Here is a 13,077-nt window from a genome sequence, read left to right as displayed (position 1 = left end):
AATGAGAAATACATTTTTCATTTTTTTTATTCTATTTGGAATAGTAATCCACGGACAAAACAAAATTTCTGAAAATGTCTTGATGGAATGTATTTACAGGAATTATCCTGATCACGGAGTTGCGTTAAAGCAATTAATTTTAGATTTTGAAGATAAGTTACTTCAAGAAAAAGTAATCGCAGATTTTAGTGGGTCTAGTTATAGAAGGGTTATTAACCAAATGGCGAAGGACACCTTTCTCACCAACCAATTTTTTTTTAATTTTTCTGATGAATGGGAAAAAGTCGCAAACTCTTTTGACAGAATAAACAAGAACTGCCGTAATACTATTCTAAAAGAAAATTCGCTACCCTTTGAACTAAAAGTTAGTGACTTAATCTCAAAAAAAAACAGACAAAGCTCATCTGATATAGCCCAGATAATGCTGCAGATTTTTTCAGATAAAGATTTAGAATTAGAGTACATCAAATTAAATCTATTCCTATTCATGGCAACATCAGCTACCACCAACATTGATGGATCTGACAAATTATTACCCCCTATAAGTTACAGTGAAAATGCATTTCAAATAGAAATAAATAGCCACAATGAGATTTACTATGCAGACACGGTGGTTTCAATAAATGAATTAAGCGAATTACTGAAAGCTTACCTGTTAAAAAACACCTCAAATGCTACTATACTTATAAGTTACAGTGAAAACACAACTTATGGAGATTATATAAAATTACAACAAGCAGTTGTACGTAGTATAGTGGCACTAAAACAAGAATATGCCTTAGATATTTATGATCTAAGCTATGATGCACTAAAAATTGGTGATAAAGATAAAGTAGACCTCATGTATCCACTAAATAGTATCGAAACAGAAGTTAAAAATCATTAGAATATAAAACTCACGCCACTATATACGCCAAGAGAGAAAGGCTGAAAATCGCCTGAAGTATTTGAAAACGTATTTAATTGATATTTAAAAACAGGTTCTACATTAAATAGAAGTTTCTGCGTGAGCTTATAGTTAAATCCGAATCCAAAATTGGTGCTAAAATTTATTGCATTAATATTATTTGCCTCCCCTACTTCTGTCGTTTGATCACCAGAGTTTAAGAACACATCATTATTTAACAAAAATAACGAGCTTACCCCGCCAATAACATCAATTCCAAAACGTTTATCCAATAACGCATAATTAAGCTCTAACGGCACTTCTAAATACCCAAACTGCTGCGATAAGTCGCCATTTAAACTAGCAGACTTCGCCGTTACATCATTTGCAATAGCCGCTCCCTTAGTATCAAGATTTAATTCACTCTGAACTACAATATTTTTAGAGGTTGGTTTATAATCAATATTCGCAATTTGTATCGTTGCTGCTCCATTTACAGACGAACTAAATTCAATTTGATTGGTATTATACCCATAATCTACTTTGTGGATTCCTGTACGTACTTTTAATTTTCTAGAAACCTCATAGGCTACGGCTATTCCGTAACTTAAGTTTACATTTCCTGTTTTTGTATTAGAAACAAATGCAGAATGAATTGGAGAACCTTCGCCCATACCATTAAAGTATACCGGAGCAATACTAGGACTTAACGACCATTTATTTGTATTGTTTTCCGCAATAAGTTCTTCCTCATCTTCTATTTCATCAAAGATTGATTTTTTCTTGGCTTCCTTTTTATCTAATTGATCTTCTTCTACGTTAACAGCAAGTTCCGTTGTGTTTCCGTTATTTTTTAATGCGTTCCCGGAACCATCATTCTCTTTAAGTGGTTTTTTATTCTGATGCATAGAATTATCAGCCAACCCCGCTGATTTTTTAGTAGCAGATTCTAATTCATTCCTAGTATTTAACACTAATTCTGATGACTGTTTAGTAGTAGCATTTGTTATTTTCCCTTGTTTATTGGCTGCTGCAAGCTTAGTTTTAGACGTATTAAAAATTGCTTTTTTTGTATTTGTTACACTACTATCCTTGGTAGCGGCACTGTTTGAGCTATCAATTTCATCAACAACATAAGAAGGTGCTGTGTTAAAATTATTTTGTTCTTGTGCATTAGCATCAAATTCTTCCTGTACATGGGCAGGAGAGGATTCTGCTGCATTTTCGTTTTTAGATTTTTCAATAATTCCCTTAGGCTGTTCTTGAACAGGATGTTCCACATCTGTAACAGAAGGGTTTGCTTCTATATTCTTAGCAAACGGGTTTATAAGGAATAGCAAAATAACCAATGCAGCAGCTACGCCACCTAATTGCCACCACCATATCGGAATTATTTTTCGCGATTTATTTTGGTCTAAAGATTCTTCAATAGCCATCCAAACTTTTTCGTCTGGAACTTCATCAAAATCTCTGAACTGTTCACGAAACAATTCATCTAAATTCTTTTTACTCATTATCTACGTATTATCTTCCAAATTGGCAGTATCCTTAAACTAGAATGTCATAAAATAACTTCCCGTTTTATATCTGCTTCTATTTTATCTTTTAAAATCATTCTAGCCCGCGCTAAATTAGATTTTGAGGTACCTAAAGAGGTCCCCAGCAATTCACTAATTTCTGCATGAGAATATCCGTCTAAAACATATAAATTAAAGGTTAGCCTATATTTATTAGGCAAATCTTGTATGTATTGTAGTAAACTAGTTAAGCTAATCTCTGAATAGTTTGATTCTACGACTATTTCTTCTTCAATATTATCATGAACAAGACTAAGGTTAGTCTCCTTCCTATATTTCTGCAAAACAGTATTAACGGTAACCCGTTTTATCCACCCCTCAAAAGAACCTTTAAACTTAAACTGGTCTATTTTTTTAAAAATAACCATAAAGCTATCATGCAAATTATCCTCTGCCTCCGTTTTATTGCGAGAATACTTAAGACAAACCCCAAACAATACTCGAGAGTAATCCCGATATAATTGCTCTTGGGCTTTTCTATTGCCTTTTTTGCAGTTGTTTATGAGGTCTTCTAGACTCAAAATTAAGTGGTATGTTTAAAGGTTGATAATCCTATTAATACGCGTTCACTGGCACTTCTATTTCTAAATATAGTGGTTCACCCTCAGCATCTTCACCTGTATAAAATTTAAAAAGATAGGTGTCCTGATATAAAACAATAAAATTAAACGAAGTTTCTACTTCTTCCAAAACTTCTTTGCAATCATCAGAATCACTTAACATAGAGCCAATCGCAGCAACATTTCTTACCGTAGTTTCTTCATTTACAATATCAAAACCTTCAAAAAAAGCACAATCTGATCCTCTCAGGTATTTTACTTTTATCTCATAAGTTTCATTTAATTCAAAAGATTCTGGCAACTCTACACTTTCTATCGGAAATGCTACAAAACGAAAATTTTCAGTATCTTCTAAGCTACATCCTGTAAAACTTAGTACTATTAGCAACATCATGGAGAAGGCAAATAGGTTCCTCATAACTTAATTTTTTTATTAAGATGATACAGATTGCCAATGGTTGCGTTTAAAAAAAGAAAATCCCGATTTTTACATCGGGATTTTTAATTTAACTTTTTACAGTTTTTATGGCTTCTCTAATTTTAGCATCGAGTTCTTCTTGCAACTCGGGGTTATCTAATAGTAAGTTTTTAACGGCATCACGGCCTTGTCCTAGTTTGGTATCCCCATAACTAAACCAAGAACCGCTTTTCTTAATAATCTCATATTCTACCCCTAAATCAATTACCTCACCGACTTTAGAAATACCTTCACCATACATGATATCAAACTCTGTTTGACGGAATGGTGGTGCTACTTTATTCTTCACCACTTTTACTCTGGTTTTGTTACCCTGAACATTACCATCGGTATCTTTTATTTGTGTAGATCTTCTAATGTCTAAACGTACAGATGCATAAAATTTTAATGCATTACCACCTGTTGTTGTTTCTGGGTTACCGAACATTACTCCAATTTTTTCACGCAATTGGTTAATAAAGATTACGGTACATTTTGTTTTACTAATTGAACCGGTAAGTTTACGTAAGGCTTGAGACATTAAACGTGCATGAAGACCCATTTTAGAATCTCCCATTTCACCTTCAATTTCACTTTTCGGTGTTAATGCTGCAACAGAATCTATTACAACAATATCAATAGCACCAGAACGAATTAAGTTATCGGCAATTTCTAAACCTTGCTCCCCGTTATCTGGTTGTGAAATAATTAAATTATCAATATCTACACCTAATTTTGCTGCATAAAAACGGTCAAAAGCATGCTCTGCATCAATAAATGCTGCAATACCACCATTTTTTTGAGCTTCCGCTATAGCGTGTAATGTTAAGGTTGTTTTACCTGATGATTCTGGTCCGTATATTTCAATAACTCTTCCTCTAGGATAGCCTCCAACACCTAAAGCAACATCTAATCCTAAAGATCCAGATGGAATTACTTCAACGTCTTGAGCAACACTATCTCCCATTTTCATAACAGCACCTTTACCGTATGTCTTGTCAAGTTTATCTAGTGTAAGTTTTAATGCCTTTAATTTTGCTTCTTTTTCCGAACTCATTTTTTTTGTATTAAGGAAGGCTAAATTACCAATTCTTTTCGCATATAACAATTTGAGAAGCAACCTTTTTAGAAATCACACCTCTTATAAGTAACGAACGCTTTCGCATATACTATTATAGTATTGTAATGGGCAGTGATGATCACTACATTTCTAATAAATTTCTATGAAAAAGAAGAAGTTTAGTAATCAATGAAGGCCTTGAAAGTTTTCAAGGCCTTTTTAAATTTTTATTTCTTTTTTAAAAGGGAATCATTTACAAGATGTTTCCCTTAAAACTTTGGTTAAACTTATCAAAACCACTAAATTTGCACTCTTAAATTATTCTTTAACTCAAAAAATTAGTATAGCATGCAACTGTACAATACGTTGAGCGCAAAAGAAAGAGAAGCTCTTATCGAAGAAGCTGGTAAAGAACGACTTACAATCTCTTTCTATCAATATGCGCATATTAAAAATCCAGAACTTTTCAGAAATCACCTGTTCATTACTTGGAATGAATTAGATGTTTTAGGTAGAATTTATATTGCTTTCGAAGGCATAAATGCCCAATTATCTGTTCCAGCAGAAAATTTTGAAGCCTTTAAAACACATTTAGATAGCATTAGTTTTTTAGAAAATGTTAGACTTAATGTAGCTATTGAGCAAGACAACAAATCTTTTTTGAAATTAAAAGTTAAGGTGCGCGATAAAATTGTTGCCGATGGTCTTGACGACAATTTATTTGACGTTACCAAAAAAGGAATTCATGTTGATGCTGAAAAGTTTAATGAACTAATTGAAGATCCGGATACCGTTTTGGTAGATATGCGTAACCATTATGAAAGTGAGATTGGCCATTTTAAAAATGCCATTACCCCTGATGTAGATACGTTCAGAGATTCTTTAGATATTATTGAAAACGATTTAAAGGATCACAAAGAAGATAAAAAACTAGTGATGTATTGTACTGGTGGAATCCGCTGTGAAAAAGCCAGCGCCTATTACAAACACAAAGGCTTTAAACAAGTGTATCAATTAGAAGGCGGAATTATTGAATACACGCGGCAAGTTCAAGACAAAAAGTTAGAGAATAAATTTATGGGGAAAAACTTTGTTTTTGACCATAGAAGAGGTGAGCGTATCACAGATGATGTCATTGCAAATTGCCACCAATGTGGCAAATCTTGTGATAATCATGTAAATTGTGCTAATGAAGCTTGCCATTTATTATTCATACAATGTGAAGCATGCGCAACGACGATGAATCAATGTTGTTCTACAGAATGTAAAGACATCCATGAATTACCTTTTGAAGAGCAAAAAGCGCTACGTAAAGGCAAAACAGTAAGTAATAAAATATTCAAAAAAGGCCGGTCTGAAGTATTAAAATATAAAAAATAAGAGTAAAGATTACTTTAGTACTACAAGTACTAACACTTAAAAACCTCATCATCAATATGCTGAGGTTTTTTATTTTAAATTGGCCTCCTACTCAAAATATATTATCAGTCTCTTTTTTTAAAATTTTCGTCACATCGAAAAATCACTATCTTTACAGTTATTAAATTTTAGTATGAATCTTTTTTCTTGCAGACTACTGGTCTTCAAGAAACCAATATAAAAAATATGGGTTGTAGCAGTTGTTCAACTGGTAAAGACGGACAACCAAAAGGCTGTAAGAATAACGGAACTTGCGGAACTGATGGTTGTAATAAACTTACAGTTTTTGATTGGCTCTCAAATATGTCACTACCAAATGGAGAAAAACCATTTGATTGCATAGAGGTCCGATTTAAAAATAGCAGAAAAGAATTTTTTAGAAATTCAGAAAATTTATCCCTTTCCATTGGTGATATTGTCGCTACACAAGCGCAATCTGGCCATGATATTGGTATGGTTACCTTGACAGGAGAACTTGTAAAAGTTCAAATGAAAAAGAAGAATGAAGACCATACCAACAAAGAATTACCAAAAGTATACCGTAAAGCCTCTCAAAAGGATATAGATATTTGGCAAAAATGTAGAGATCGCGAAGCAGAAATTCAAAAACGATCCCGAGAATTAGCCATTGCTTTAAATCTTCAAATGAAACTTTCTGATGTAGAATTTCAAGGAGATGGTTCTAAAGCTACCTTCTATTATACGGCAGAAGAACGGGTAGATTTTCGCCAGTTGATAAAAGATATGGCGAAATCTTTTGGAATACGAATTGAAATGCGCCAAATAGGATACCGCCAAGAAGCACAGCGCTTAGGGGGTATTGGTTCTTGTGGCCGTGAATTGTGTTGTTCTACTTGGCTTACAGATTTTAGATCTGTTAGTACCTCTGCTGCACGCTACCAACAACTATCTTTAAATCCGCAAAAACTAGCAGGACAATGCGGAAAACTTAAGTGTTGTTTAAATTACGAGCTAGATATTTATTTAGACGCATTAAAAGATTTTCCTGCTTCAGACACCAAAATTATCACAGAAAAAGGGGTGGCCTTATGTCAGAAAGTAGATATTTTTAAAGCTACACTTTGGTTCTGTTATAAAGATGATTGGGCAAATTGGCATGCCTTATCAAAAGAGCATGTAAATGAAATGCTTGAGAAAAATAAACGCAACGAAAAGGTTTCTAGTCTTGAGGAATATGCCATTGAGGAATCTGAAGAAAAAGAGCAAGAAAAAGTTTTCGAAAATGTTGTAGGTCAAGACAGTTTAACACGATTTGATAAACCGAAACAACCTAAAAACAATCGGAATAAGAAAAGGAGTCCAAACAAAAAACCACAGCAAAACGCGGGTACAGCTGCAACTCCAGAGGCTAAGCAAAATAGCCCCGCAAATAACCCTAACCAAAAGGCAAAACCAAGTAGAAATAAGCCTAGGAAACCAAGACCTGCAAAAACTGCAGATACCGAGGGTAAACCTAGCGCGCAAATAAATCAGAATCCACCAAATCCAGAGGGTACCGCTCAAAAAAGAAACAACAATAAGCGAAGAACTAACAATAAAAAAAGACCTACTGACAATGACAATGGCTAAGTATTTGTTTTGTTTTTTATCAATTGTACTTTTTGTTTCTTGTGATTCTAGTATCGTAAAATCTGAGTACAAAACAACTCCAGATGGTAGTTGGGATAAAGATAATATACTAGAATTTCAAATTGCAGCGTTAGATTCAACGCAACAGTATGATATTTTCATTAACCTGCGAAATGATGAAAAATACGCATTTAGTAATATTTTTTTGATTGCAGAGTTACAATATCCTGATGGTGCTTCGGTAAAGGACACTTTAGAATATGAAATGACTTTACCAGATGGTAATTGGTTAGGCAAAGGTTCTGGAAGTATAAAAGAAAGTAAACTTTGGTATAAAGAAAACATCACTTTACCATTAGAAGGCGTATATAATTTAAAAATTTCTCATGCCATGCGAAAGAGTGGACGAGTAGAAGGAATTATAGACTTAGAAGGCATTACAGATGTCGGGTATCAAATTGAAAAACACAATTAATTAAAGGAATGGCAGCGGCTCCCAAAAAAAAACAAAAGAACAATTTTTTCAAATTCATAAAATGGTTTTGGATCCTTTTCATTACAGGACTTCTAGCTGTAGTTTTAATTTTCCTAGCAGCTTCGTGGAACTGGTTTGGAGAGCTTCCTACCTTTGAACGTTTAGAAAACCCACAAACGAATTTAGCAACAGAAATTATTTCTTCTGATGGAGAAACATTAGGTAAATATTATATAGACGATAACCGTACTCCAATACCTTTTGAAGAGTTACCAAAAAACCTAGTGAATGCATTAGTAGCTACAGAAGATGCGCGTTATTTTGAGCACTCTGGAGTTGATGCACGTGGAACCATTCGTGCTTTTGCGTATTTAGGTTCCAAAGGGGGTGCAAGTACCATTTCTCAACAGTTGGCAAAACAGTTGTTCACAGGTACAGCATCTCGTGGATGGAAACGTTACACTCAAAAAATTAAAGAATGGGTTATTGCCACCCGTTTAGAGCGTCAATACACTAAGGAAGAAATTATAGCCATGTACTTTAATATCTATGATTTTGGTAACAATGCGGATGGAATACGTTCTGCTGCAAAAATCTATTTCAGTAAAGAACCTAAAGAGTTAAACGTATCAGAATCTGCTATGTTAGTAGGTATGTTTAAAAACTCCTCTTTATACAATCCTAGACCTAAAAGAAATCCTGAAGGAACCAAAAACAGACGTGATGTTGTTTTGGCTCAAATGGCAAAATATGAGTTTATTCCTGAAAAACTAAAGGATTCATTACAAAAACTACCCTTAGCATTACGCTATTCTCCTGAGTCGCATAGTGATGGTTTGGCCACCTATTTTAGAATGCACTTGCAGAGTTTTTTAAATCAATGGATTTCTAAAAACCCGAAACCAGCATTAAAAGGAGAAAGAGATAAATGGAATATTTATTTAGACGGATTAAAGGTTTATACTACCATTGACTCTAGAATGCAGAGGAATGCAGAAGATGCAGTACAAGAGCATATGAAAAATTTACAAGCAGAATTTTTCAATCAAAATACTCCTGAAAGGAATAAAACTGCCCCTTTTCTAGACATAAACACAAGTCAGATTAACAGTATTATGGAACGCGGTATGAAAGTTTCTGACCGTTGGAGAAAAATGAAAAGTAACGGGAAATCTGAAAAAGAGATCAGAGCATCTTTCAAAGAACCTACACCTATGGTTGTTTTTGATTGGAATAGTGTTGGTAATGAAAAGGACACTATTATGACTCCTTTAGATTCCATTCGCTATTATAAATCATTTTTAAGAACTGCAATGATGTCTATGGAACCACAAACCGGACATGTAAAAGCATGGGTTGGTGGTTTAAATTATAAGCATTTTCAATATGATAATGTAATTCAAGGAGCCCGCCAAGCAGGTTCTACGTTTAAGCCATTTGTATACGCTGCAGCAATTGACCAATTACGTCTATCTCCTTGTGAAACATTATACGATGATGAATACTGTATTGAAGCCGGTAAACATGGAAATCAAGAAGCATGGTGTCCTAAAAACTCTGATGGCAAGTATAGCTTAAAAAACATGAGTCTTAAAACGGCTTTGGCAGGATCTGTAAATACAGTAACTGCGCAATTAATGGATAAAGTAGGACCAAAACCTGTAGTGGCCATGGCTAAAAATATGGGAATTACTAGAGATATACTTGAAGTACCCTCTATTGCCTTAGGTACCGCAGACGTTAATGTCTATGAAATGGTAGGTGCTTTTGGGACTTTTGCAAATGAAGGTGTATATGTAAAACCGGTACTAGTTACTAGAATTGAAGATAAAAACGGAACTGTTCTTTATGAATATGTACCCGAAACAAGGGATGTCATGAGCAAAGATGTAGCCTATGCTATGGTAGATCTAATGCAAGGGGTTGTACAATCTGGTTCTGGAGGAAGATTAAGACACAGCTATGCCAAAAATAATGCTGTTTATAAAGAAGTGGTTACAGGCTACCCTTACAACTTAACAAATCCTATTGCAGGTAAAACAGGTACTACTCAAAAAAATAGTGATGGTTGGTTTATGGGAATGGTACCTAATTTAGTCACTGGCGTTTGGGTTGGTGGTGAAGAACGGGCTACCCACTTTAATAGAACAGCTTATGGGCAAGGAGCCACTATGGCACTTCCTATTTGGGGGCTGTACATGGTTAAAAATTATGCAAATAAAGAATTAGATATTTCAGATGGTAATTTCAAAAGACCCGCTGGTATGTCTATAGAACTAGACTGTTCTAAGTTTCAAGAAGATAAAAAGGACGATACGAGTCCTGAAGAAGATGATTTAGATGATTTAGATTTTTAATCTAAAATACAAAATCTTAAAATGCCCTTAACTTTTTCCTGAAAAGTTAAGGGCATTTTTCATTTAAAAAATAGTAATTTAGAGGCAACTCAATTTATATTATAATGATTAAGAAAACTGTTTCTAATGTTCATGAAGCTTTAAAAGGTGTTGAAGATAAAATGACGTTTATGCTAGGCGGCTTCGGACTATGCGGAATACCCGAAAATGCTATAGCAGAATTGGTGTCTTTAGAAGTAAAAGATATAACCTGCATTTCTAATAATGCTGGTGTAGATGATTTTGGCTTAGGCTTACTATTGCAAAAACATCAAGTAAAAAAAATGATCTCCTCTTACGTAGGTGAGAATGATGAATTTGAAAGGCAGATGCTAAGTGGTGAACTAGATGTAGAATTAACACCACAAGGAACATTGGCCGAGAAATGTAGAGCAGCACAATCTGGTTTCCCTGCTTTTTACACTCCTGCAGGTTATGGTACCGAAGTTGCGGAAGGAAAAGAAACCCGAGAATTTAACGGAAAGATGTATGTGTTGGAAGAGGCATATAAAGCAGATTTTTCTTTTGTAAAAGCATGGAAAGGAGACGAAGCTGGGAATTTAATTTTTAAAGGAACTGCTCGTAATTTTAATCCTGTAATGTGCGGCGCTGCAAAAATTACGGTAGCTGAGGTAGAAGAGCTTGTTCCAGCAGGGGAATTAAACCCCAATGAAATTCACGTCCCAGGCATATTCGTACAACGCATATTCCAAGGGAAAAATTATGAAAAGAGAATTGAACAACGTACGGTAAGGAAAAAGAATTAATTTGAATTATCCCTTGAAGTAGTTTCATTTTCTGAAAGAATAAGAACCAATAATCAATTTGAAATGGTTTCTCAGATTTTTAGAAGTGAAACATCAATAAGTACAAATATTAGAGAGGCTTCAAACACAGAAAGTAAAAGAGATTTTATTGACAAGTTTAAAATTTAGGCGAAAGAAGCTGATGAACTCAAGTATTGGTTAGACTTATGTAAATCTTCCGAGCATTATCCTGATTCAAAAGAAAAGCTTACAAAAAATTAAATTAATAATTTTGATTATTGCCAAAACTATCTCTACCCGCAAAAAAGTTCAAGTGTAAAATCTTCAAATTAATTCATTTTCAAATTTTCAAATTAAAGAAATGTTAGACAAAATAGGTATAGCGAAACGTATCGCAAAAGAAGTAAAAGACGGCTATTATGTAAACTTAGGTATCGGGATTCCTACCTTAGTTGCTAATTATGTTCGCGAAGATATAAGTGTAGAATTCCAAAGTGAAAATGGTGTTTTAGGCATGGGACCTTTTCCTTTTGAGGGAGAGGAAGATGCGGATATTATAAATGCTGGCAAACAAACCATTACCACCTTACCAGGAGCGTCTTTCTTTGACTCTGCTACGAGTTTTGGTATGATTCGAGGTAAACATGTAGACCTAACAATTTTAGGCGCTATGGAGGTCTCTGAGAATGGCGATATCGCTAACTGGAAAATTCCTGGTAAGATGGTGAAAGGAATGGGTGGTGCTATGGATCTAGTTGCTTCTGCAGAAAATATTATTGTTGCTATGATGCATACCAATAAAGCTGGAGAATCTAAGCTTTTAAAAAAATGTAGTTTACCCCTTACAGGCGTAGGATGTGTCAAAAAAATTGTAACCAATCTTGCGGTATTAGAAGTTACTCCAAAAGGATTTAAACTTTTAGAACGTGCTCCAGGAGTGCGTGTAGAAGACATTATAAAAGCAACTGAAGGCACACTAATCATTGAAGGAGACGTTCCTGAAATGATGAGTTAAGCTAAGCTTCCATTGAAAAAATAAGAATAGCCAACGTTTTTTTATAATTTCACAACATTTATATTTCAAAATCTAATGTTTTTTATTAGATTTACGGAACAACAACTATAAACCCCAAGTTTATAATTTAACAACCTTATTATACTATGGAAGCACAAATCAGTCATTCTTCTTCTCAAGAAGAAATTCAAGTTTACAGAAACAATTTTATTAGTGGAATTATCGTACTAGTTAAAAAACTTTTTATGGTATAAGTCCCTCCTTAAAATTAGAAAAAGAGCAACTCACAAGTTGCTCTTTTTTTTTGGTAAAAATTTATCAGATGACACCTCCAAATACTAACAAGAAGCAATTTTAAAGCGTTTTAAGCCTCTTTTATAGCGAACTCTTTAGATTATCAGTAAAACATTAAAAGAAGCCTCACGAGAATCAGAAAGCTATCTCATAAAATGGATAGGGCTACCGATTATTACCGACACTAAAAGAATCCCTTGAATAACATTCAAATCAAAATTTACTCCCGTTAAACGATTAAATGGACACTTAAAAGAGTGAATACAATTTGACACTTCTATACACCTGATTAATAGCCATTTCAACCATTATAGTTTATTAAAGCACTGGATATTACAACCTTGAACTATTGTTAATTAATAATTTGGGGATTATGAGGAATATTTTACTCGTTAAAGAAATTTATTTTGAAGCTTTTAGGAATTTGGGGAATTTCCTAATCAAAAACTATTTGCAACTATTTGCATGGTGTTGTTTTGCCTTAATCGGTATATCAATCTATGCACTCGTGTTTAGAATGTCTACCGGTTTTGCGTTTCAATAAAGTAAATTTCGACAAAAATTAACCCCTACTGCTTTCG

Annotated in this window: 13 protein-coding genes; 9 read left to right on the top strand and 4 right to left on the bottom strand. The window is 34.1% G+C overall.

All coding sequences use genetic code 11. The annotated features are described in order from the left end of the window. Position 1 precedes the first annotated feature (1 nt). On the top strand, positions 2-886 hold the full coding sequence (locus tag CELAL_RS07560) for an ExbD/TolR family protein (protein WP_013550313.1): 885 nt from the start codon (positions 2-4) through the stop codon (positions 884-886). Here the strand turns inward: CELAL_RS07560 and CELAL_RS07555 are convergent. From CELAL_RS07555 to recA, 4 genes are all read right to left on the bottom strand, one after another. Beyond that, on the bottom strand, positions 883-2,400 hold the full coding sequence (locus CELAL_RS07555; protein WP_013550312.1) for a porin family protein: 1,518 nt from the start codon (positions 2,398-2,400) through the stop codon (positions 883-885). The two genes, CELAL_RS07560 and CELAL_RS07555, sit on opposite strands and share 4 nt — an antisense overlap. A 47-nt stretch (positions 2,401-2,447) precedes the next feature. Next, positions 2,448-2,984, bottom strand: a complete 537-nt coding sequence (locus tag CELAL_RS07550) for an RNA polymerase sigma factor (protein ID WP_013550311.1) — start codon at positions 2,982-2,984, stop codon at positions 2,448-2,450. 34 nt (positions 2,985-3,018) lie between these two features. Next, positions 3,019-3,441: a hypothetical protein gene (locus CELAL_RS07545; protein ID WP_013550310.1), complete on the bottom strand. Its 423-nt coding sequence runs from the start codon at positions 3,439-3,441 to the stop codon at positions 3,019-3,021. 88 nt (positions 3,442-3,529) lie between these two features. Then, positions 3,530-4,537, bottom strand: a complete 1,008-nt coding sequence (recA, locus tag CELAL_RS07540; RefSeq protein WP_041557613.1) for a recombinase RecA — start codon at positions 4,535-4,537, stop codon at positions 3,530-3,532. Between the two features lie 351 nt (positions 4,538-4,888). Here recA and trhO point away from each other — a divergent pair, with 351 nt between their 5' ends. The 8 genes from trhO to CELAL_RS22780 all read left to right on the top strand — a co-directional run bounded on the left by trhO (position 4,889) and on the right by CELAL_RS22780 (position 13,040). Continuing rightward, positions 4,889-5,920, top strand: a complete 1,032-nt coding sequence (gene trhO, locus CELAL_RS07535) for an oxygen-dependent tRNA uridine(34) hydroxylase TrhO (protein ID WP_013550308.1) — start codon at positions 4,889-4,891, stop codon at positions 5,918-5,920. Between the two features lie 225 nt (positions 5,921-6,145). Continuing rightward, positions 6,146-7,549 carry a PSP1 domain-containing protein gene (locus CELAL_RS07530; protein ID WP_013550307.1) on the top strand — a complete coding sequence of 468 codons (1,404 nt, stop codon included), beginning with the start codon at positions 6,146-6,148 and terminating at the stop codon, positions 7,547-7,549. Next, positions 7,536-8,024 (top strand): gliding motility lipoprotein GldH, encoded by a 489-nt coding sequence (locus tag CELAL_RS07525; protein ID WP_013550306.1) that lies wholly within the window; start codon positions 7,536-7,538, stop codon positions 8,022-8,024. The genes CELAL_RS07530 and CELAL_RS07525 overlap by 14 nt, the downstream gene beginning before the upstream one ends. 8 nt (positions 8,025-8,032) lie before the next feature. Beyond that, positions 8,033-10,381: a penicillin-binding protein 1A gene (locus CELAL_RS07520; RefSeq protein ID WP_013550305.1), complete on the top strand. Its 2,349-nt coding sequence runs from the start codon at positions 8,033-8,035 to the stop codon at positions 10,379-10,381. Between the two features lie 104 nt (positions 10,382-10,485). Then, positions 10,486-11,187 (top strand): CoA transferase subunit A, encoded by a 702-nt coding sequence (locus CELAL_RS07515; protein WP_013550304.1) that lies wholly within the window; start codon positions 10,486-10,488, stop codon positions 11,185-11,187. Between the two features lie 39 nt (positions 11,188-11,226). Beyond that, complete coding sequence (locus tag CELAL_RS22585; protein WP_316928354.1) at positions 11,227-11,355, top strand: four helix bundle protein; 129 nt, start codon at positions 11,227-11,229, stop codon at positions 11,353-11,355. Positions 11,356-11,548: 193 nt separating this feature from the next. Next, the gene (locus tag CELAL_RS07510) at positions 11,549-12,202 is read left to right on the top strand and encodes a CoA transferase subunit B (protein WP_013550303.1); all 654 of its coding nucleotides are present in this window, start codon (positions 11,549-11,551) and stop codon (positions 12,200-12,202) included. A 667-nt stretch (positions 12,203-12,869) separates the two neighbouring features. Further along, positions 12,870-13,040, top strand: coding sequence for a DUF6747 family protein (locus CELAL_RS22780; protein ID WP_013550301.1), 171 nt, complete (start codon positions 12,870-12,872; stop codon positions 13,038-13,040). Positions 13,041-13,077: the final 37 nt, after the last annotated feature.

This window comes from Cellulophaga algicola DSM 14237 (assembly GCF_000186265.1).
Taxonomy (GTDB): domain Bacteria; phylum Bacteroidota; class Bacteroidia; order Flavobacteriales; family Flavobacteriaceae; genus Cellulophaga; species Cellulophaga algicola.
This window is presented reverse-complemented; position numbering and strand designations above follow the sequence as displayed.